The 19,993-nt window shown below is 71.8% G+C and carries 22 protein-coding genes; 7 read left to right on the forward strand and 15 right to left on the reverse strand.

The window, feature by feature from the left end; all coding sequences use genetic code 11:
• Positions 1 to 11: 11 nt before the first annotated feature.
• The gene (locus tag KDK95_RS13495) at positions 12 to 911 is read left to right on the forward strand and encodes a dihydrofolate reductase family protein (RefSeq protein WP_212518475.1); all 900 of its coding nucleotides are present in this window, start codon (positions 12 to 14) and stop codon (positions 909 to 911) included.
• Here the strand turns inward: KDK95_RS13495 and KDK95_RS13500 are convergent.
• Positions 835 to 1,233, reverse strand: a complete 399-nt coding sequence (locus KDK95_RS13500) for a hypothetical protein (protein WP_212518476.1) — start codon at positions 1,231 to 1,233, stop codon at positions 835 to 837. The genes KDK95_RS13495 and KDK95_RS13500 overlap by 77 nt on opposite strands.
• Positions 1,234 to 1,425: 192 nt before the next feature.
• On the opposite strand from KDK95_RS13500, the gene KDK95_RS13505 reads away from it, so the two are divergent.
• Together KDK95_RS13505 and KDK95_RS13510 are read left to right on the forward strand one after the other, a co-directional pair.
• Positions 1,426 to 1,797 (forward strand): cupredoxin domain-containing protein, encoded by a 372-nt coding sequence (locus KDK95_RS13505; protein WP_212518477.1) that lies wholly within the window; start codon positions 1,426 to 1,428, stop codon positions 1,795 to 1,797.
• 50 nt (positions 1,798 to 1,847) lie between these two features.
• Positions 1,848 to 2,588: a VOC family protein gene (locus KDK95_RS13510; protein ID WP_212518478.1), complete on the forward strand. Its 741-nt coding sequence runs from the start codon at positions 1,848 to 1,850 to the stop codon at positions 2,586 to 2,588.
• Positions 2,589 to 2,595: 7 nt separating this feature from the next.
• Here KDK95_RS13510 and KDK95_RS13515 read toward each other — a convergent pair whose 3' ends face one another.
• The 7 genes from KDK95_RS13515 to KDK95_RS13545 all read right to left on the reverse strand — a co-directional run bounded on the left by KDK95_RS13515 (position 2,596) and on the right by KDK95_RS13545 (position 10,291).
• Entirely contained in the window at positions 2,596 to 3,552 is a 957-nt protein-coding gene (locus KDK95_RS13515) for a catechol 2,3-dioxygenase (RefSeq protein WP_212518479.1), read from the reverse strand.
• A gap of 26 nt (positions 3,553 to 3,578) precedes the next feature.
• The gene (locus KDK95_RS13520; RefSeq protein ID WP_212518480.1) at positions 3,579 to 4,622 is read right to left on the reverse strand and encodes a PrpF domain-containing protein; all 1,044 of its coding nucleotides are present in this window, start codon (positions 4,620 to 4,622) and stop codon (positions 3,579 to 3,581) included.
• Positions 4,615 to 5,319: a 4-carboxy-4-hydroxy-2-oxoadipate aldolase/oxaloacetate decarboxylase gene (locus tag KDK95_RS13525; RefSeq protein ID WP_212518481.1), complete on the reverse strand. Its 705-nt coding sequence runs from the start codon at positions 5,317 to 5,319 to the stop codon at positions 4,615 to 4,617. Before KDK95_RS13525 ends, KDK95_RS13520 begins: the two co-directional genes overlap by 8 nt.
• Positions 5,316 to 6,065 carry a PIG-L deacetylase family protein gene (locus KDK95_RS13530; RefSeq protein ID WP_212518482.1) on the reverse strand — a complete coding sequence of 250 codons (750 nt, stop codon included), beginning with the start codon at positions 6,063 to 6,065 and terminating at the stop codon, positions 5,316 to 5,318. The genes KDK95_RS13525 and KDK95_RS13530 overlap by 4 nt, the downstream gene beginning before the upstream one ends.
• A 10-nt stretch (positions 6,066 to 6,075) precedes the next feature.
• On the reverse strand, positions 6,076 to 6,732 hold the full coding sequence (locus tag KDK95_RS13535; RefSeq protein ID WP_212518483.1) for a GntR family transcriptional regulator: 657 nt from the start codon (positions 6,730 to 6,732) through the stop codon (positions 6,076 to 6,078).
• A gap of 108 nt (positions 6,733 to 6,840) precedes the next feature.
• Positions 6,841 to 8,619 (reverse strand): tannase/feruloyl esterase family alpha/beta hydrolase, encoded by a 1,779-nt coding sequence (locus tag KDK95_RS13540; RefSeq protein WP_212518484.1) that lies wholly within the window; start codon positions 8,617 to 8,619, stop codon positions 6,841 to 6,843.
• A 91-nt stretch (positions 8,620 to 8,710) separates the two neighbouring features.
• Positions 8,711 to 10,291 (reverse strand): MFS transporter, encoded by a 1,581-nt coding sequence (locus KDK95_RS13545; protein ID WP_212518485.1) that lies wholly within the window; start codon positions 10,289 to 10,291, stop codon positions 8,711 to 8,713.
• Positions 10,292 to 10,540: 249 nt separating this feature from the next.
• On the opposite strand from KDK95_RS13545, the gene KDK95_RS13550 reads away from it, so the two are divergent.
• Together KDK95_RS13550 and KDK95_RS13555 are read left to right on the forward strand one after the other, a co-directional pair.
• Complete coding sequence (locus KDK95_RS13550) at positions 10,541 to 11,800, forward strand: ROK family protein (RefSeq protein WP_212518486.1); 1,260 nt, start codon at positions 10,541 to 10,543, stop codon at positions 11,798 to 11,800.
• A 64-nt stretch (positions 11,801 to 11,864) separates the two neighbouring features.
• Positions 11,865 to 12,533, forward strand: a complete 669-nt coding sequence (locus KDK95_RS13555; protein ID WP_212518487.1) for a hypothetical protein — start codon at positions 11,865 to 11,867, stop codon at positions 12,531 to 12,533.
• Here the strand turns inward: KDK95_RS13555 and KDK95_RS13560 are convergent.
• The 4 genes from KDK95_RS13560 to KDK95_RS13575 are packed head-to-tail and all read right to left on the reverse strand — an operon-like array spanning position 12,484 to position 15,704.
• On the reverse strand, positions 12,484 to 12,750 hold the full coding sequence (locus KDK95_RS13560; RefSeq protein WP_212518488.1) for a ferredoxin: 267 nt from the start codon (positions 12,748 to 12,750) through the stop codon (positions 12,484 to 12,486). The genes KDK95_RS13555 and KDK95_RS13560 overlap by 50 nt on opposite strands.
• A gap of 13 nt (positions 12,751 to 12,763) precedes the next feature.
• Entirely contained in the window at positions 12,764 to 14,074 is a 1,311-nt protein-coding gene (locus tag KDK95_RS13565; protein WP_212518489.1) for an NADH-ubiquinone oxidoreductase-F iron-sulfur binding region domain-containing protein, read from the reverse strand.
• Positions 14,071 to 14,664: a ferric reductase-like transmembrane domain-containing protein gene (locus tag KDK95_RS13570; protein WP_212518490.1), complete on the reverse strand. Its 594-nt coding sequence runs from the start codon at positions 14,662 to 14,664 to the stop codon at positions 14,071 to 14,073. Before KDK95_RS13570 ends, KDK95_RS13565 begins: the two co-directional genes overlap by 4 nt.
• Positions 14,661 to 15,704, reverse strand: a complete 1,044-nt coding sequence (locus KDK95_RS13575) for an FAD:protein FMN transferase (RefSeq protein WP_212518491.1) — start codon at positions 15,702 to 15,704, stop codon at positions 14,661 to 14,663. Before KDK95_RS13575 ends, KDK95_RS13570 begins: the two co-directional genes overlap by 4 nt.
• On the opposite strand from KDK95_RS13575, the gene KDK95_RS13580 reads away from it, so the two are divergent.
• Entirely contained in the window at positions 15,684 to 16,094 is a 411-nt protein-coding gene (locus KDK95_RS13580) for a hypothetical protein (RefSeq protein ID WP_212518492.1), read from the forward strand. The genes KDK95_RS13575 and KDK95_RS13580 overlap by 21 nt on opposite strands.
• Positions 16,095 to 16,288: 194 nt before the next feature.
• Here the strand turns inward: KDK95_RS13580 and KDK95_RS13585 are convergent, their stop codons facing one another.
• The 3 genes from KDK95_RS13585 to KDK95_RS13595 are packed head-to-tail and all read right to left on the reverse strand — an operon-like array spanning position 16,289 to position 19,147.
• On the reverse strand, positions 16,289 to 17,380 hold the full coding sequence (locus tag KDK95_RS13585; RefSeq protein ID WP_212518493.1) for an ABC transporter substrate-binding protein: 1,092 nt from the start codon (positions 17,378 to 17,380) through the stop codon (positions 16,289 to 16,291).
• A gap of 55 nt (positions 17,381 to 17,435) precedes the next feature.
• Entirely contained in the window at positions 17,436 to 18,317 is an 882-nt protein-coding gene (locus KDK95_RS13590) for an ABC transporter permease (RefSeq protein WP_212518494.1), read from the reverse strand.
• Complete coding sequence (locus KDK95_RS13595) at positions 18,314 to 19,147, reverse strand: ABC transporter ATP-binding protein (protein ID WP_212518495.1); 834 nt, start codon at positions 19,145 to 19,147, stop codon at positions 18,314 to 18,316. Before KDK95_RS13595 ends, KDK95_RS13590 begins: the two co-directional genes overlap by 4 nt.
• Positions 19,148 to 19,356: 209 nt before the next feature.
• On the opposite strand from KDK95_RS13595, the gene KDK95_RS13600 reads away from it, so the two are divergent.
• Positions 19,357 to 19,993 (forward strand): sensor histidine kinase (locus KDK95_RS13600; RefSeq protein WP_504798213.1); only part of this gene is annotated, 637 nt, incomplete at its 3' end.

A 19,993-nucleotide genomic window follows, 5' to 3' on the forward strand; every position in this document is an offset into this window, starting at 1 on the left:
GTGTACGACCGGTGAACGCACAGCACCCGGCGCCCGCGACGACGGCCCGCGAACCGGCGCCGGAGGCTCCCGGTCCCGACGGCGGCGCCCTGGTCGCGCTCTTCGAGCATCCGGATCTCCCGCACCGGCCGCTGCCCGCCAAGCTGGAGGCGCTCTACGGCGGTGACCTCGACGTTCCCGATCCATGCCTGTACGCGAACTTCGTGTCCTCCATCGACGGCGTCGTCGCGCTCGGGCCGCAGTTCCCCTCCTCCGGGTCCGCGATCAGCGGCCAGGCCGCCGCGGACCGCTTCGTCATGGGACTGCTGCGCGCCTGCGCGCATGCCGTGGTCGTCGGCGCGGGCGCGCTGCGCTCGGCTACGAACGGGCAGCGCTGGCTGCCCGAGAGCGTCTTCCCCGCCGCGGCCGACGACTTCGCCGAGCTGCGCCGCTCCCGCGAGCTGGCCGCGGAGCCCACGCTCGTCGTGGTCACCGCGAGCGGCGCGCTGCCGGTCGAGCATCCGGCGCTGCGCGCGGGCGGGGTCATCGCGACGACCGCCGCCGGAGCCGCGCGGCTGAACGGACTCGTCCCGCCGACGTGCACGGTGCTCTCGCTCGGCGACGGCCTGACCGTCCGGGCCGGCGCGCTGATCGACGCCCTGCACGCGCGGGGGCTCACCACGATCCTCTCGGAGGCGGGACCCCGGCTGGCCGGGCAGTTCGCCGACGAGGGCGTGCTCGACGAGCTGTTCCTGACCGTCTCCCCGGTGCTCGCCGGCCGGGACCACGAGGCGCGCTACGGCCTGGTCGCCGGCGTGGAGCTGCTGCCCGACCGCCGCGAGATCGGCGGCCTGCTCAGCGCACGGCAGCAGGCTTCGTACCTCTTCCTGCGGTACCGGCTCCGGTCCGGCGGCGCGGCACCAGCTGGATGACCAGCAGGGCGGCGCCGGCCGCGGCGGCGACGGCCTCCGCGATCGCGCTCACGGTCTTCTCCGTGTACCAGATCGGCTCGTACATGTTCGGCAGCGGCCCGAGCGCGCCGACATCGACGTACCGGTAGAGCAGCACGGCGCCGAGCGCGCTTGCGGCGATGAGCAGGGCGAACGCGGCGGCCAGGCGCTTGCCGCGGACCAGGACGAGCAGCGCGGCGAGCGCGGCCAGTCCCGCCTGCACGCGGAAGAGCGTCCCCTGGGTCACGTGCGTACCGTTGCCGTCGAACTGTCCGGCCAGGTCGGCGTGCACGTAGGCATCCACGGCGAGGCCCGCGGCGGCTATGACACGTAAAGGAAGGTATTTCATAATCCATGACACGCGCGGGGTGGCGGCCCGGCTCAGTGACTCGGCCGATCAGGTGAAAGTTCGCCGCGGGTGAGCGTGCCGCGCGCGGGTCGATCGCGGCGGTGCCCAAGGTCGGAGTCGACACGGCCCACGCCCCCGGAGGTCCCGATGCGCCGCCTGACCGCAACCCTAGCCGCGCCCCTGGCCGCCTCGGCCCTGCTGCTCGCCGGCTGCTCATCGTCGACGAATAGCACCACGTCGACCGGCACGACGTCGGCCGCGGCGGCCGACACGATCGTCATCAAGAATTTCGCCTTCAGCCCCGCGACGCTGACCGTGGCGCCGGGCACGAAGGTGACGGTCATGAACGAGGACTCGGTCACGCACACCCTGACCTCGACCGCGTCGCCGCACGCCTTCGACACCGGCGACATCGCCGCGGGGGCCACCATGACCTTCACCGCGCCGGGCAAGGCGGGTTCGTACCCTTACATCTGCACGATCCACACCTACATGCACGGGACTCTCACCGTGAGCTAGGCCGGTGTGTCGGCGGTACGCTCGACATATCAGGGAACGGAGGATCGCCGATGATCCGTTGGGTCTACGCCTTCGTCGACCGGCCGAAGGAGCTCTTCGAGCAGGCGGCGGCGTTCTGGACGGCGGTCACCGGCACCACGCTGTCCGCCCGGCGCGGCGCGGAGGGCGCGTTCGCCACGCTGCTCCCACCCGCGGCGTCCGGCCGCGACGCCTGCGTCAAGATCCAGGGTGTCGCCGCGGCGCCCGCCGGCGCGCATCTCGACCTCGCGGTCGCCGACGTCCGGGGCCTCGCCAAGCGCGCGACCGACCTCGGCGCGCGCGTCCTGCTCGACCGGGGCGGCCTCGTCGTGCTGGAATCCCCGGCCGGGCACCACTTCTGCGCCGTGCGCTGGGCCGGTGAGTCGCGGCGCCCGGAGCCCTACGCGGGCACGCGGCTCGACCAGGTCTGCCTCGACATCGCGCCGGACGAGTACGAGGCGGCCGTCGCCTTCTGGGCGCAGCTGACCGACTGGCCGGTGGTCTCCGGCCGCCGTCCCGAGTTCCGCGCCGTGAAGCCGCCGTCGCACGAGCTCCCGGTCCGCATACTGCTCCAGCGGCTCGACGCGCCGGGCCTGCCGTCCGCCGCGCACCTGGACTTCGCGTGCGCGGACCGCGCCGCCGCGCGCGCCGCCCACGAGCGGCTCGGCGCCGCGTTCGTCGCCGACCACCCGTACTGGACCGTGATGCGCGATCCGACCGGCGGCCTGTACTGCCTCACGGCCCGCGACCCGGAGACCGGCTCGCTGCACTGAGCGCGGGCTACGGCTCGATCGGCGGTGTGCCGTGGGTGTGGAAGGACTCGATGGTCTTCAGGCCCCAGGCCTGGCCCTTGGCGCGCTCGATCTCGGTCCAGGTCACGGTCTGCCAGTCGGGCGCGAGCAGCAGCCGGGAGACGGGGTTGCACAGCTCGATCCGGTTGCCGCCGGGCTCGTAGACGTACAGGAAGAACGTCTGCTGGATGGCGTGCTTGTGCGGGCCGGTCTCGATGAACACCCCGGCGTCGAGGAATAGGTCCGCCGCCCGCAGGATCTCCTCGCGGGTGTCGGTGGCGAAGGCGATGTGGTGCAGCCGGCCCTGGCTGCCGGTCCAGTCCTCGGTGTAGACCAGGTCGTAGGACTTGTTGCCGAAGTGGTGCCACTGCGCGGCGATCCGCCCGTCGTCGAGCCGGATCTGCTCGCTGGTGCGGGCACCGAGCGCGTCGCGCAGGAAATCGCCGTTCGGCTCCACGCTGGAGGCGAGGAAGTTGACGTGGTCCAGCCGGCGCACCCCGACGCCGTGGGCGGGCTTGGCCTCGGCCTGGTTCTTCAGCGCGGGCCGAGAGGCCTCGGGCGCGGTGTAGTGCTCGGAGTCCCAGTAGAGCTCGAACTCGTGCCCGTCCGGGTCGCGGAACGCGTAGGACTGGCCGATGCCGAAATTGCCGTCCCGCCACCCGATGCCCAGCCCGGCTTCCTCGATCGCCGCCACCCGCCGCTTGAGCGCCTCGGCGCTCCAGGTGCGCAGGGCGGTGGTGCGTATGCCGGAGGTCGAGTGCCCGGTCAGGATCAGGCTGTGGTGCTCGTAGTCGTCGTAGGTGCGCAGGTAGACCGAGTCGCCCTCGCGGGCGCACTCCCGCAGGCCCATCACCTCGGTGAAGAACCGAAGGCTGGCCTCGGGTTCCGGGGTGAGCAGTTCGACGTGGCCGAGGTGCGCGACCTCGTGGAAAGCGGACGGAGTCATGGGCCTGGTTCCTGTTCTTCGTTCGATTACGCGGCGGGGCGGGGAAAGACGGTGCCCTCGAAGAGTTTGCGTGCGGTGCGCACGAGCCCGGCGTTGCGGGTGCGCGGCCGCTCGGGCGGGGCGTCGGGGTCGAGCTCGACCGAGACGTCCACGGAGCCGGTCGGATGCTCGATGCGCAGCGGACCGTCCTGCGGAAGATCCGCCAGCTCCGCGCCTACCGCGCCCGGGAGCAGCAGCGCGGTGGCCACGCTCACGGCCCCGAGCACGCCGATGGCCTCGTGCACCCGCACCGGGATGAAAGTGCGCGTACTGACAGTGCCGCCCTCGCGCGGCGGTGCGAGCAGCGAGATCTTCGGCAGCGACGGGGCGTCACCGAGCCCCATCAGCGCCAAGGCCTTCTCGCGGATGACGGCGATGCGCTTGGTCAGCGCCTCGTCTGCCTCGAGCTCGGCGGGGGATTCGTAGCCGGTGACGCCGAGGTCGGATGCGCGCAGGACGACGCTCGGCATGCCGTTGTCGACGCAGGTCGCTTCGAGGCCGTCGAGCACGTCGACGACGTTGCCGGTCGGCAGCAGCGGCTTGCCCTCCGGGGAGGCGAACGCGAGCAGGATGGGATCGGCGTACTCGACGCGTCCGCCGGCCGTGGTGAAGGTGGCGGTGGCGGACTCGCCGGTGTTGACCAGGTGGATGCGCACGCTGGTGCGCTCCCCCGCCGCCCGGACCAGCCCTCGCTCCACGGCGAACGGGCCGACCCCGGCGAGCAGGTTTCCGCAGTTCTGCCTGTCGGTGACGAACGCCTCGGCGACACCCACCTGCAGGAAGAGGTAGTCGACGTCCGCATCGGCGCGCGCGGACGGGGAGACGACGGCCACCTTGCTGGTCAGCGGGTGCGCGCCGCCGATGCCGTTGATCTGCCGCGGATCAGGCGTGCCCATCACGCGCATGATCACGTCGTCGCGCTCGCCGGGGTCGGACGGCAGGTCGGAGGCCAGGAAGTACGGGCCCTTCGACGTGCCGCCGCGCATCAGGATGCACGGGATGCCCTCGTCGGCGTGAGAGTCCTCATTCATGGTGTTCCTCGTAGGGCACGTACTCGACGCCGAGTTCCTTGAGCAGCGGGCGCAGGTTGTACCGGTCCAGGCCCAGCTGCCCGCCGGCCAGCGCCTCGCGGGTGGCCTGCTCCTTCGCCTCGCGCGCCTTCGAGGCCTCGATCGCGCGCGGCAGATCCGCCGCCTCGATGCTCATCACCCCGTCGTCGTCGGCCAGGATCACCGAGCCCGGACGGACCACCTGCCCGCCCACGACCACCGGCACGTTCACCGCGCCCGCCGTGGCCTTGACCGTGCCCTGCGCGCTCACGTGCCGCGACCACACCGGGAAACCCATCTCCCGCAGCTCAGCGGTATCGCGCACGCCCGCGTCGATCACCAGGCCGCGTACCGACCGCGAGGCCAGCGAGGTAGCCAGCAGCTCCCCGAAGTACCCGTCCGTGCACGGCGAGCTAGGCGCCACCACGAGGATGTCCCCGGGCGCGCACTGCTCGACCGCCGCGTGGATCATCAGGTTGTCGCCCGGCCACACCAGCGCCGTGACCACGCTGCCCGCCACCCGCACACCCTGCTGGATCGGGCGCAGCTCAGGACCGAGATACCCGATCCGGCCCAGTGCCTCGTGCGCCGTCGCCACCCCGAACCCGGCCAGCTCGTCGAGCTGCGCGAGCGGCGGGCGCGGCACGCCGGTCACCACCACCTTCGTCTTCGCGGTCACGACAGCTCCCCGGTGGTCTGCGGGAAGTGGCGGAAGAAGGCCTCCGCGCGAGTGTCGACGGCCAGGCCCAGGTTCGGGCCCGCGTTGCGCTTGAGCTGCACCCCGCGCCGCTTGGCCAGGTCCGTGTAGTAGTCCCACATGTGCTGCTGCGCCGGCAGGCACTTCATCGCCGCCTGCTTCGCCTCCCACACCGCCGTGATGTCCAACAGCAGGTTCGGCTTGAAGTCGCACTGCTCCGACTGATGCGGCTCGAACGAGAACACCGGCGGCGCGCCCAACGGCTCGCCCGGAGCCTCGTACCCGATCGCCTGCGCCAGGATCCGCGCCTGCAGCGCCATCCGCGCCGCCGCCGGATGATCCCCGTTGTAGGGGTCCACCAGCGTGTGCGTGAGCACCACCGCGGGCTGCAGCTCGCGGTAGACCAGCACGAGGCGGTCGACGGTCTCGTGGCTCTCCGGCAGGGGGTAGTCGCCGATGTCGAAGAACTCGATCTCCGCACCCAGCGCCGCCGCGGCCGCCTCCGCCTCGGCGCGGCGGATCTCCTTGATCTCCTCCAGCTTCTTGCCCGCCAGCCACGCCTTCGCGGACTCCCCGCGCTCGCCGTAGGACAGGCACACCACCTTCGCCCGCTGCCCGCGCGAGGCGGCCAGCGCGATCGCGCCGCCTGATCGCCACACGAAGTCGCCCGCGTGCGCGCTCACCACCAGCAGCGCACCCTGGTCAGCCGTCGTAGCAGCCTCAGTCATCTTCGCTATCTCATTTCTCTTCGGTGCTTCGGCGCAGCGCCTCGGCGACGCTCGCCAGGTGTTCCCGCGCGGCCCGCTCGGCGGCCGGGGCGTCGCCCGAGCACACCGCCTCGATCAGCGCGAGGTGCTCGGGCAGCGAGGTCTGCGGCCGTCCGGGCCGCAGGCTCAGCCGGAACTGGTGCCGGACGATCTGCGCGTTGAGCCGCTCCAGCAGGCCGGCCGCGACCTTCTGGCCGGACAGCCGCAGGATGTGCGCGTGCAGCTGCTGGTTGAGCTTCGAGTACGACATGACGTCGCCCGAGCCCACCGCCTCGCGCATGCCCGCGCCGATCGCGCGCAGCAGCTCGCGGTCCGCGTCCTGGACGTGCTCCGCGGCCCTCGCCGCGCACAGGCCCTCGAGCGCGGCCCGGCACTCGACGATCTGCACGGCCTCCTCCAGCGGGATCACCCGGACCCGCGCGCCGCGATTGGCGATCCGCTCGACCAGGCCTTCGCCGGTCAGGTCGAGCAGCGCGCCGCGCACCGCGGCCCGGGTGACCCCGTACCGATCGGCGAGGTCGAATTCGACGAGCCGGTGGCCGGGAGCCATCTCGCCCGCTCTGATCGCCTCGCGCAGTATCTTCGCCACGTGGTCCGTGGCTTCCTGACCACTCGTCGGATTCCCCATGATCGAACGCTAGGTCCCTGGCGAAGAAAGTGTCAACAATCCTGAGAGCAGGATGGGCGATACGAGTCGCCGCCAGGGACGTGCGCTGCATGGGGACCGATCACCGCCTCAGTTCTGCCCGGAGCCCAGGTTCGCCGGCCGGGTGACCCACTGGCCGTCGACCCAGCCGCTGACCTGCTCGTAGCCGGAGCCGAACGAGCCCAGCCAGGAGATGTTCAGGTTCTGCTCGGCCCGGGAGACCTGCGGGGTGTAGCTGGCGGCCGAGGTGGCCGGGCCGCCGGTCGTGTCCACCGCGATGTCCGGGTAGGAGTAGATCGGCAGGCTGGCGGTCACCGTGCCGCTGCTGTCGGTCGAGGTGGCGAGCAGGCTGGTCGGCGCGGTGCCCTCGGTCACCCACGCGGTGATCGCGGTCAGCGCGTCGAATTTGTTCGGGCCCTGGCCGCCGCCGCAGTGCGCGACGCCGGGGAGCAGGTAGAGCTTCGCGAACCGCTCGGTCGCGGCCAGACCGCCCATGGCCTTGGTCACGGCCTGGTAGTAGGAGATCGTGCCGACCGGGTTGATCGCCGGGTCGGCGTAGCCGGCCCACAGGATCAGCTTGCCGCCGGCCTTCTCGAACGCCGACAGGTTCGGGTCGGTCGCGTCCAGCTCCCCGTCGTTCTCCTTGGTGACCTTCTCGAAGTTCGCCTTGGTGAACTGCACGTCCATGTAGTTCGCGGCGCCGTCGAACGTGCCGGTCGGGGTGATCCAGTCCTGCCACGCGGTGGTCGCGATGTTCGCGTCGATCGCGCCGGACTCCGCATTGCCGCTCGGCACGATCCAGCCGGCCCAGTTCAGCTCGGAGCCGCGCACCTCGTAGCCCGGGTAGAGCCGCTCGCCCTGTGCGTCGGTCGGTCCGGCGTAGAGCTTGTCGACGGTCTCGACCTGGGCCGCCGTCAGGCAGAAGTCGCTCGAGGTCGAGGTCTGGCCCGGCTTGCACGCGATGCTCGCCGGGTTCCAGGTGCACGCCAGCGGGTCGGCGAGGTAGCCGAGCGAGACGGCGCTCGCGCCGCCGCAGGCCTGCAGGACCGCGGTGTGCAGCGGGGCGAGGTCGGCGGAGGTCAGGATCGGGGTGCCGTTCGCGCCCGTGTTGGCCTGCGCGTTCCAGGCCTCCTCGAAGGCGTTGAGCTCGCTCTGGATCGAGGCGGGCGAGCCGGCGATGATCCCGTTGAAGTCGGTCGGGTAGCGCTGCGCCTCGGTTAGCGCCTCACGGCCGCCGTCCGAGCAGCCGTCGAAGTAGGACTGCGCGGGGGCGCTGCCGTAGAAGCCCTTGATGATCGCCTTCGAGACCAGCGCGAGCTGGTGCTCGGACTCGTAGCCGAACACGGCCTTGAGCTCGGGGTCCTGGAAGGCCATGACGCTGAAGCCGCCGCCCTCGTGGCCCTCGTCGTCCGCGGCCACGGCGAAGTCACCGTCGGTGGCCTGGGTGCAGCCGGCGGCAGCCGTCGGGTAGCCGGTGTTGATGCTGCCGCAGCCGCCGCCGCAGCCCTCCTGCAGGTACTCGCCCGCGTAGGTCGTGGTGGGCAGGTAGAGGGTGAAGTGCGTCTCCGGGGCGATGATGCCCTGCACCTCGCACGCGGCCCACGAGCCCGCAGGGTTCGCCGAGGCGGCGACGGCCGACGCGGAGGTAATCGAGGTCTGCGCTCCCTCGAGGGTCAGCAGATCGAGGCTCGCCAGCGCGGAGCAGCTGGTCGTGGGGGCGACGGCGGAGGCGGCCGCGGACGAGCCGCTCGCGGCGGCGGAGCCGCTCGCCCACAGGCCGGCGGCCAGCATCACCGTCGCGGTGAGGGCCGCGAGCGTGGGCCATCGGCGCGCGCTCCTCGGGTGGTCAAACGCAGGTAAAGTACTCACGGTTCTCCTTGATCGCAGCATTGAGAAGGAGGACACCTCCCAGGCCCGGGGCAACGGGCCTGGGAGACTCGGCATCAGGGGTGGAACGGGGTTACGCGGCGGCGGGGGCGGTGGCCGCGTCGAACTCCTCCGCGACCTCCTCCGCGGATCCCCGCAGCAGCGTCACGGCGACGACCGCGCAGACCAGCGCGGCGATGCCGGCCACGGTGAACCCGAGGCCGTAGGCGGTGCCGAGCGAGGAGTGCGCGATGCCCGCGACGGTGGTGTTGCTGTCCGCGTGCAGCACCGCGATGGGGCCGCCGCCGGACAGGATGCCGTGCGCCTTGCCGGAGTCGGCCGCGCTGAGGTTCGCGCCCGCCAGGCCGGAGGTGAGCAGGTTGGTCGCCTTCGCGGTCGCGATGGCGCCGATCACGGCCGGGCCGAGCGTGAAGCCGAAGTCGCGCAGCATGCTCGTCGTGGCCGAGGCCATGCCGGCCAGGCTGTGCGGGACGGTCTCGACGACGGTCGCGGTCACGGCGGAGACGGCGAAGGCGAAACCGATGCCGACCAGGCCCATCGGGACGATGATCGAGGTGAGCGTGGCGTCGTCGATCGGCAGCTGGCCGGCCCAGATGTCGCCGGCGGCCATCAGCAGGAAGCCGAGGCCGAGCACCCAGCGCGGGGCGAGGGTGGCCATCAGCTTGTGGGTGACCGGCAGCAGCGGGAGCGCGATGCCGGACAGCAGCAGGAACGCCACCGCGGTGCGGATCGAGGACTGGCCCTGGATCGGGCCCATCCGGATGCTGATCGCGTAGGCGGTGCCGAGGAAGGCGAACATGCCCACGACGGTGACCCCGGCGGCCAGCGCGAAGTTGCGGTTCTTGAACAGGTCGACGCGCAGCAGCGGGTTCGGCACCCGCAGCTCGATGATCACGAACGCGACGAGCATGACCGCGGAGACGATGAACGCGGCGACGACCATCGTGTTGCCCCAGCCGTCCCCGGTGCCCTGGATCACGCCGAACAGCAGCGCGAACAGGCCGAGGCCGATGGTGGTCTGGCCGGCCGGGTCGAGCGAGCGGCCCTGCGGCGAGCGCGAGTCCTGCGCGGCGAAGCCGGTGACGACCATGTCGCCCAGCGCCAGGATCAGCACGACGAAGAACGCGTCGCGCCAGCTGAAGTACGTGGCGGTGATGCCGCTCAGCAGCGGGGCGAGGAAGTTGCCGGTGGACAGGATGGCGGCCCACACGGCGATCATCTTGGCGCGCTTGGCGTGCGAGCGCTCGCCGCCGACCAGCATCGCGAGGGTGGTCGGGAACAGCGCCGCGCAGCCGAGGCCCGCGATGATCTGGCCGACCCAGAGCACGTGCACGTTGGAGGCGGGGGCTATACCGGAGACCAGCTCGCCGACAGCGAGCAGGAACGCGCCGCCCATCAGCAGTCTCTTGCGGCCGAACAGGTCGCCGAGCACGCCGAAGGTCAGTTCCATCACGGTGATGGGCAGCAGCGAGCAGTCGGAGATCCACGTCAGCTCGGAGCCGGACGGGTTGAAGACCGACTGGAATGTTCCGTTCAGCGTGGCGGGCATGGCCAGGCCGATCTGCGCGAGGCAGACGGCGAACAGGGCGGCAGCGATCGTGCCCGCGCGAAGCGCGCCGCCGTCGGTGCCGGAGGCACGGGTTTGCGTCGTCATGGCGTCCTTCACGTCGTTGTGATCCCGGCGCGGTCAGCCGCCGGTCCCACAGAGTATTAGCGCGGCAGCTATTTATTTCAACGGTCGGAAAATTACGTTTAGGTAACACGCGCTGGGCGGGCCGCCAACGGGCCGGGCCCGCCCGGCGAGCAGCGGCGGTCGGGCAGGTCTATATTCTTCAGGGTGAGAAATATTGTGATCGCCCCCGGCGCGCCCTCGGGGACGCCGGGATCGGCCACAATCGGGCCTGTGACCAGTCCGACCGGCCCCGCCGACGTCCGCCGCCGCAACCTCTCGCTGGTGCTGCGGCACATCGCCGCCCACGGCCCGTGCGCCCGCACTGAGGTCGCCGACGCGACCGGCCTCGTCCACGGCTCGATCACCGCGCTCACCGCCGAACTGATCGGCAGCGGCCTGGTGCACGAGGTCGGCCTGGCCTCCTCGGGGGCGCGCGGCAGGCCGCGGCGGCTGCTGGAGCTCGCCCCAGGCCGGGTGCTCACGATCGCGATCCAGGTCAAGAAGTCCCAGCTGCTCTGCGCGGCGACCGACCTCGGCGGCGCGATCCTGTGGCGGGACGAGCGCCCGCACCACGCGGAGTACGGCGATCCGCGGCCGGTCGTGCGCGCGATCACGGAGATCGTGGACGACGCGTGGAACGCGATCCGCCGCTCGCAGGCGCGCGAGCGCGGGCACCTGGCGCGCGTCGTCGTCGCCGTGCCCGGGGCGGTCGTCGAGGACGAGGTGGTGGCGGACTCGATCCTGCTCGGCTGGCGCCGCGTCGACCTGCGCGGCCTGCTGCGGGCCCAGGACCCGACCGTCACCTGCCCGATCAGCGTCGTCAACGAGGCCAACATGGCCGCGTTCGCCGAGTACGGCGCGCTGGTCGACCGCACCGGCGAGGTCCCGAAGGTCTTCGCCTACCTCCGGGTGCTGCGGACCGGGATCGGCGGCGGTCTCGTCGTGGACGGCGCCGTGCAGACCGGCGGCCACGGGATGGCCGGCGAGTTCGGCCACATCCCGGTCTCCTTCGACGGCCCGGCGTGCAAGTGCGGCGACCACGGCTGCCTGGTCACCTACCTCGGCGTCCCGGCGCTGCTCGTCGCCGCCGGGATGGATCCGGACGACTACGATCCGGACCTCCAGGACGGCCACGCCGAGTTCGACCGGCGGCTTCGCGGCGGCGACCCCGCGACGATCCGCGCCCTGGAGACCGGGGCCCGCGCGCTCGCCACCGCGCTGACCGCCGTCTCCCGCGTCGCCGACCCGGAGAAGGTCGTGCTCGGCGGCCATCTCGCGGCCTGGTCCGGCCACCTCGTTCCCAACGTCCTGCGCCACCTCGCCGGACGGCGCGCCGTCACCCCCACCGACGAGCCGGAGATCAGCACCGACCTGCTCGGCGAGGACGCGACGCTGCTGGGCGCGCTGCGCTACGGCTGCGAGACCGTCTTCGACGACCCGACGAGCGTGCCGCAGGTCGAATCGGTCGAACGCCCGGCTGTGCTTCCATAACAGAGGCGAATCCGTAACGTTACGACTCTCGTCGGCGACCTGTTGTTTACGGCACAGTAACCGCATGGTGGTGCTGATTCTCGCTCTCGCGATACCGCTCTGGGTCTCGACGGTGCGCGACCGGGCGCTGGGCTGGAAGGTCGCCGGCGTTCTGCTGGGCCTGCTCCTGGCGGAGGCGGCCGTGGCCGCGCATTGGGTCTTCCCCGGAGCGCGGGTGACGCTGCTCGTCCTGCTGGCTCTCGCGTCGGCGGCGACGCTGGCGATCGGCGTGCGCTCCAACGCCGCCCGGCCGGCCAGACGCCGGAGACGCGGCGACGGCCGGCGGGGGGTCGCCGGAGTCGTGCTGTGCTGGGCGTACTGCGTCGTCGTCACGCTGGGCGCGCTCGGCGTCGCGGGTCCCTACGGGTTCAACGGGCTGCCCCCCGCGACACCGGACGCGTCGGAGATGCTTCCGCTGCCGTCCGGCCTGACCGTCACCGCCGATATGAACGACGGCTGCAGCGGCGGCGCCACCGAGCTGTGCGTCCGGGAGATCGACGTCGCCGGCACCGACGGACAGGACCAGGCGGCGGTCATCTCGCAACTCGAAGCGCTCGCCGTCGCGCGCGGCTGGCCGAGCGGTTCGAGCTGCCGGACCGTCGGTGTGATGCTGGACCGGCACTCGGAGTGTGTGCAGGTCGGCCTCACCCGCGGTGTGCTGAGCGTGCAGCTGCAGGATTCGAGCGGATGGTGACCTGCTGCTCCGCCGCCCTCAGTTTGAGCGCGAGCGCCGGGCAGTCGGCGACCGCGCGGCGGGCGCGCTTGGCGGCGGCCGGGGAGAGCGGGCCGGAGACGATCGGGTAGCCCCAGTCGTCGAGTGTGATGTGGTCGGGGAGCAGTTCGGCGCACAGGCCGTGGCCCTGGCAGGCGGCCCAGTCCACGGACAGGTCCCGCGGAGCGTTGTCTCGCATCGTGGTCTCCCTCTCAGTGGACGAGTTCGCGGGCCGGTGCGGGCAGCAGCGGACGGCGGTCGCCGCCGGTGCACTGGCCCGCATGATGGGCCGCGATCTCGGTGCGGAAGGTCATCAGGGCGCTACGGACGAGCCGTACGCTGCCGTCCGGGTGGTGGCACAGGCCGCGGCCCTCGACCATGCCGCACCAGCGCTCGATCCGCTCGAGGAGCCCGCGGTCGCGAGCGGCCTGGTGGGGGTCCGCGAGCTGCTCCAGCGCGGCGGCGATGCGCGGCAGGCCGTTGAGGCACGGTCCGCACTGGCCGGCGGATTCGAGGGCCAGGTAGCGGACGATGTGCGCGGTCTCGGCGAGGCCGCAGCGGTCGGCGGGCAGCGCGGCGATCAGGCCGGCGCCCAGCGGAGCGCCGAGGTCGGCCTCGGTGAGCCGGGCGTGCCGGGCCAGCGGCGCGGGGATCCACGAACCGTGGTACCCGCCGACGAGGACCGCGTCGATCGGCCCGGCGTCGGCGATCAGCGGCGCGAGCGCGGCGCCCGCGGCGCTGTGCACGACGCGCGGACGCTGCCGGCCGGAGTAGACCGTGAACAGCTGCGGTCCGGGCTCGGCCGCGGTGCCGTAGTCGCGAAACCAGTCGGGGCCGTACCGGGCGATCAGCGCCACCTGGGCGACCGTCTCGACGTTCTGAACCAGCGTCGGGGCTCCGCCGACGCCGCTCTCGCGGACCGACAGCTCGCTGTAGGGCGGCAGGCCCGGTCCGCCGTCGAGTGTCGAGACGAGCGCGGCCGACTCGCCCGCGATGAAGCGCCCGGGTACCTCGGCGAGCTCGATGCGCACGCCGTCCTGGCGCACGTCGCGCTCGTTCAGCGCCTCGCGCAGCCGTCGCACGAGGTCTCCGCGGCCGTTCGGCGCTCCGGCCTCGACGGCGAGCACGGCGCGCGTCGCCCGCAGTTCGCGGCCGAGCAGCACCAGGCCGTCGAGCACGAGGTGCGGGGCGAGCCAGAGCAGGTGCTTGTCCTTGTGGCTGGCCGGTTCGCCCTCGCAGCCGTTCGCGACGATCGCGGGCGCGATCCGGCGGGCCCGCGCCGCGCCGGAGACCGACACCAGCTTCCGGTACAGGGGGAACCCGGCGCCGCCGCGGCCGCGCACCCCGGCGTGGCCGATCATCGAGGCCAGCTCGCCCAGCGGCAGCCGGTCCGGGGCGGGCAGCACGCCGTAGTACGCGCGGTGCTCGGCGTGGTTGAGCGGCCGGGAGGGCAGGACCCCGTTGCCCTGGGCCTGCTGCGGCTCGATCACGAGGGTCTCGGTTCGGTTGTCGGTGGCTGTCATGCGCGGACTTGGCTCCTCGTCGTGTGCAGAACCTGGGCGGGGGTGCGGCGGGACCGGGCGCGCTCGACCGAGATCCGCCAGGCGAGCGCGCCGAGCACGGCGAGCACGCAGGCGATGGTCAGCCAGAGCTGCCAGCCGTTCATCAGCTCGCCGCGGCCGGAGCCGAGGCCGATGGAGTGCGCGATCGCGATCGGCCAGAAGGCGTAGGCGAGCCAGTGCACGGCGCGCCAGAGCCTCGGGCCGATCCGGTCGCGCAGCAGGCTGGTGACGATGAGCGCGATCGTCAGGTCGACCGCCACGGCGCCGAGCCCGATCAAGAGGGGCTCGTAGGCGGAGGCGAAGGGGACGAACGCGGAGAGCACCGAGATGTCGACGTAGCCGTCCAGGATCGCGGTGCCGATGTGCAGGGCGAGGAACACCAGCGACAGCAGCGAGATCGAGCGGTGGAGGGCCACGACGCCGAAGCGCGGTAGGCCGGGCAGCCGTCCCCGGCCCACCACGGCAATGCCGAGCAGCATCACCGCCGTGTAGAGGACCAGGCTGACGACGCCGGTGCCCTGGGACAGGTACCAGAGCGCTGTCGAGTTCATCTGGCACTCTCCGCCGGAAGCGTGGAGACCTCGGCCTCGGCCGGCCAGCCCGGCGTGTAGACGATCGGGCCGCCGTCCTCGGGGACCAGCCGCGCCGGCAGGCCGTGCAGGGTCAGCCAGGCCGGGGCCTTCGCGCCGAGCAGCATCGCGGCGGTGGACGCGGTGTTGGCGTCGAGGCAGTTGCCCGCGGCGACGCTGACGGTGCGCCAGGGGGTCGCCGCCGGCAGCCCGGTGCGCGGATCGAGGATGTGGTGCAGCAGATCGCCGCCGCGCAGCCAGCGCCGGGACGAGGTGCCGGAGGTGGCCAGGCCGCCGTCGGTGATGCTGATCTCGGCCTCCGGGCCCAGGTCGGCGGGCGACTCGGGGATCGGGGCCGCGCCCACCGCGGCGCGCACGTCGGTGCGGTCGCGGACGGTGATCCGCCAGCAGCGCTCGCCGTCCTCGCGCAGCGGGGGCTGCCCGGCGACGGCGATGTCCCCGCCGAGCGCGACGAGCACGCCGCAGTCGGCGACCTTGGCCAGCTCGGTGGCGGCGCTGTCGGCGGCCCACGCCTTGGCGGTGGCGCCGAGGTCGAGCGTGATCCCCTCGCGCAGCCGCAGGACGCAGGGTCCGGAGACGCCGTCGCCGGGCCGTTCGAGGTCGATCAGCTGCCAGCCGGGAACCGGCCGCAGCGTCACGCGGATCGGCGCGCCGTCCGCCTCCATCAGCTCGAAGTCGCGGTCGTAGCCGACGGCCGCCATCGCGGCGCCGACGGTCGGGTCGACGAGCCCGTCGGTCAGCCGCGCCGCCCGGAGCGCCGCGTCCAGCGCGTCGGCGAGCAGCGGGCTGATCTCGGCAGGCCCGGTCTTCCGGCAGACCTCGGAGAGCTCCGAGTCGGGCCGGAAGCGGCTGCACGCGCCGTCCACGGCGTCGAGCCAGGCGGCCAGCCGGGTGCGGCACAGCTCGAGCCTGGCCGGATCGGCGACCACGAGGCGGACGGAGCAGCCGAGCGCGCGCCAATCCGCGGCGGCCGGGGCGAGGTGGTCGGTCTGAACGGTCATCAGGAGCTCCCGGAGTTCGCGTCGCTGTTGCCGGAGGAGGAGTTGGAGCCGGACGAGGAGCCCGAGCCGCCGCTCGATCCGCTCGATCCGCTCGACGAGCCGGAGTTCGAGCTCGTGCCGCTGCTGGCCGTCGGCGTGGAGGAGGCGGTGCTGAGCGTGCTCGTCGAGCTCGAGCCCGACGACGAGCTCGAACTCGAGCTCGACGTGCTGCTCGTGTGCGTCGCGCGGGGCACGGTCGCGGCCACGGCCAGCGAACCCGCGATTCCCGTCGCGGCCACGATCGCCGTGATCGTCGCGGCCCGTGCCCTGCCGTGCCGCACCGAGCGGTCGGCGCCTTCTGCGTCCATGGGTCAACTCCGTCAAGGGAAGTTATCGTTCCGTGACCCCTAAGCTGCCGGAGCGGGATGAGAAGATCATGAACACAGCCTGGGCCCTGGCTTTCTTCCGGATTCTGGGCGTTCTCTCAGGTCAGCGCCGCGCGTCGGCGAACGCCGGGCGAAAAGGAGATCCCCACCGGCGGCTCCGCGTGGCGGGCGGAGCTGCCGGTGGGGATCGTCGACGGGGGCCGATCAGCTAAGGGACGGTCAGCTGGCGGGCTCCGGGGTGGTCGTGGTCGTGAAGCCCTCGAGCTTGTTCGCGGCCTCGGCGAAGGTGTTGGTGAAGGTCTGGCTCAGCTGCACGGCCGAGGTGTCGACGCCGATGGTCTTCTCGGTGGCGAGCACGGTCTCGGGGCCGCCCTTGGGCATGATGCCGTCGGGCAGGAACTGGGCCTTGTCCTGGGTCAGCGCGGTGATGTACTCGGCCTTGGTGAAGCCGTTGCTCGACGTGTACGACGCGGGCAGCTCGTTGGCGATGTCGGCCGCGGTGTGCGTGGCGATCCAGTGCATCGTCGCGACCAGGGCGTCGGCCACGTCCTGGGCCTCCTTCTGGTGCGCGGCGACCCAGTCGTTGCGGGCCAGCACGCCGGCGGCCGGCCAGGTGCCGCCGAGGGCGGCGGTGGCACCGGAGGAGGTGGCCAGGTCGACGGCCGAGTAGCCGAGGTTCTGCTGCTCGATCTGCAGCACGGTCGGCTGCGTGGTCATCAGGCACTGCACCTTGCCGGTCTTGAGCGCGGCGATCGCGGTCGCGCCGGAGCTGACGCCGACCCGGCTGTACTGCTTCGTCGTCAGGCCGGACTTCGCGGCCAGCAGCTGGGTGAGCTCGTCGGTGCCGGAGCCGAGGTCGGTCACGCCGAGGGTCTTGCCGCTCCACTGCGCGGCCGAGTGGACGCCGCTGCCGGTGGCGCACATCTCCCGCTCGCCCGGAGCGCCGGAGAGCTGGACGATGTCCTCGACCTGCTTGCCCTTGGTCTGGAAGTCGATGGTGTGGATGTACCACGCACCGGCCATGTCGACCTGGCCGGAGGCCATCGCGTCCTCGGCGCCGATTCCGCCCTGCGTCTCGGTGCTGAGCACCATGTTGACGCCGTACTTCTTGTAGTAGCCGAGCTGCTGGGCGAGCTCATACGGCAGGTAGATCTGCTTGTCGATGCCGCCGACCATCATGGTCACCGTGGGCAGCGAGCTTGAACCGGAGCCGGATGCGTTGCTGCCGCTGCCGGAGCTCGAGCAGGCGGTGAGCCCGCCGGCGAGCATGAGGGAGGCCGCGACGGCGCCGACGGCTGTCTTCTTGATCATGACTGGACCTTTCCGTGTCTTCGTTGACGAACGGGTGGAGCTGGAGACCGCCGGCTCAGATCGCCGCGGCCTCGGTCGGGGACGGCGGACGCCAGGACAGCAGGCGCCGCTCGAGGCGGGTCAGCAGGAACTCGACGACGAGGGTGATCGCGGCGATGACGAACATCGAGGCGAACACGCCGTCCGGGTTGAACTGGTTCTGCGCGGTCGTGATCACCAGGCCGAGGCCGGACTGCGCGCCGAGCATCTCGCCGACGATCGCGCCGATGATGGCGAAGCCGAAGGCCGTGTGCAGGCTCGCGATGATCCAGGTGAGCGCGGAGGGCAGGGTCACGTCCTTGACGATGCGCAGCTTCGAGGCGCCGAGCACCCGGGCGTTGTTCAGCACGTTGCGGTCGACCTCGCGCACCCCCTGGAAGGCGTTGAAGAAGACCACGAAGAACACCAGCACGCTGGAGAGCAGGATCTTCGGGGTCTGGCCGAGACCGAAGGCGACCAGGAAGATCGAGCCGAGCACGATGCGCGGGATGGCGTTGAAGATCTTGATGTACGGGCCGATCACCTTGGCCATGAACGGGCTCACGCCCAGGCCGACGCCGACCACGATGCCGCCGACGGTGCCGCAGACGAAGCCGAACACGGCCTCGCGCAGCGTCGTGAAAATCTGCGACCAGTAGGAGCCGAACTCCGTCGCCTGGTCGCCCTGGGTGAAGTAGTCCTTCAGCTGCTTGACGATCCCACTGGGCTGGCCGTAGAAGAACGGGTCGAGAACCTTCCACGTCGTCAGCAGCTGCCAGGAGCCGATGATCAGCACGGCGAGCAAGAGCTGCGCGGCGAGCACCTTGGCGCGGCGGACGCGGGCGATGCGGCGGCCCGGGTTGGCGGACGACTTCTGCTCGGTGGCGGGGATGGCGTACGCCCCGACGTTCTGGGTCATGCTGCAACTCCTGCGGTGCGGGCGTAGGTGCGTTCGACTTCCTCGCGCAGCGACTCCCAGATCTGCCGGTGCAGCTCGAGGAACTCCGGCTGGAAGCGGATGTCCTGGATGGCGCCGCGCGGCCGGGGCAGGTCGATGTCGAACACGGCCTTGACCGAGCCCGGACCCGAGGTCATCACGACGACGCGGTCCGCGAGGGCGATCGCCTCCTCGAGGTCGTGCGTGATGAACAGCACGGAGGGGCGAAGCTGCTCCCACAGGCCGATCAGCTCGTTCTGCATGATCGCCTTGGTCTGCACGTCCAGGGCGCCGAACGGCTCGTCCATCAGCAGGATGCGCGGCTCGTTGATCAGCGCCGCGGCCATCCCGACGCGCTTGCGCATGCCGCCGGAGAGCTGGTGCGGGTGCCGGTCCTCGAAGCCGGCCAGGCCGACCCGGCGCAGCCAGTCGCGGGCCGCGGTCTCGGCCTCCTTCCTGCGCACGCCGCGGAAGCTGGGGCCGAGCGCGACGTTGCCGAGCACGGTCTTCCAGGGCAGCAGCGCGTCGGCCTGGAACATGTAGCTGACGCCCTCGGCGATGCCGTCGACCGGCCGGCCCGCGACGCGCACCTCGCCCTCGCTGGGCCGGTCGAGCCCGGACACCAGGCTGAGCGTGGTGGACTTGCCGCAGCCGGTCGGTCCGACGACGGCGCAGAACTGGCCGGGCTCGACCTCGAAGTCGACGTCCTTGATCGCGGTGAACACCTCGCCGCTCGGGGTGAGGAACCGTTTCGTCACCCCGGAAATCTCGATCCGGGCGCCGGGTACGCCGGTCACGGGCTGCGTTGCCATCGCGGATCGCCTCCTTCTCTCCGTTGATCTGGGGAGGCTCACGCTAGGCAGCGCGGTCCGCGGCGGTCTCGCTTTCGGCGGTAACCCGCGTTTTTCGCGTTCCGCAAGGTTTTGTGCATTGAGTTCACGAGGGGAACCGGATAACGTCTTGAGACTTTTTCCCCGGCAATCCTTGCCCCGGCGGGCGCGCATCTCGCAGAATCCGGAATATGCGAAGAGGCATACGCCGGCTCTCCAGCCAGATCTTCATCGGCCAGGTGCTGATCCTGGTGGCGACGATGCTGGTCGGCTTCGGGCTGTTCGCGAAGGAGCAGCGGGCGCAGCTGGACGTGCAGTACGAGGACCGGGCGCTGACCGTCGCCCAGGCCGCGGCGGCCGACACCGAGATCCGCGAATGCCTCTCCCCCGGCTCGGACCCCTGCGGGAACCTGGTGCAGGAGATCGCCTCGGAGATGCAGCGCAACACCGGCGCGACGTACATCGTGGTCATCGACATGAACCGGGTGCGGCACTCGCATCCGAACCCCGCGGAGATCGGCCAGAGGATCGCCGAGCCGATCGCGACGCTGGACGGGCGCCCGCACGTGGACGTCGACGCGGGCAGCCTTGGCCGTTCGGCGAACGGCAAGGCGCCGCTGTACGCGATGGACGGCACGACGATGATCGGCGAGGTCTCGGCCGGCATCCTGGAGAGCTCGGTCACCTCCGCGCTGTGGTCAGTGCTCCCGGTCTACGCCGAGTGGTTCGCCGTCGCGCTGCTGATCGGCGCCGCCGCGTCCTGGCTGCTCGCGCACCGGCTCAAGAAGCGCACGTTCGGCCTGGAGCTGGACGAGATCGCGAAGCTCC

Source organism: Actinospica acidithermotolerans, from assembly GCF_018139625.1.
Classification (GTDB): domain Bacteria; phylum Actinomycetota; class Actinomycetes; order Streptomycetales; family Catenulisporaceae; genus Actinospica; species Actinospica acidithermotolerans.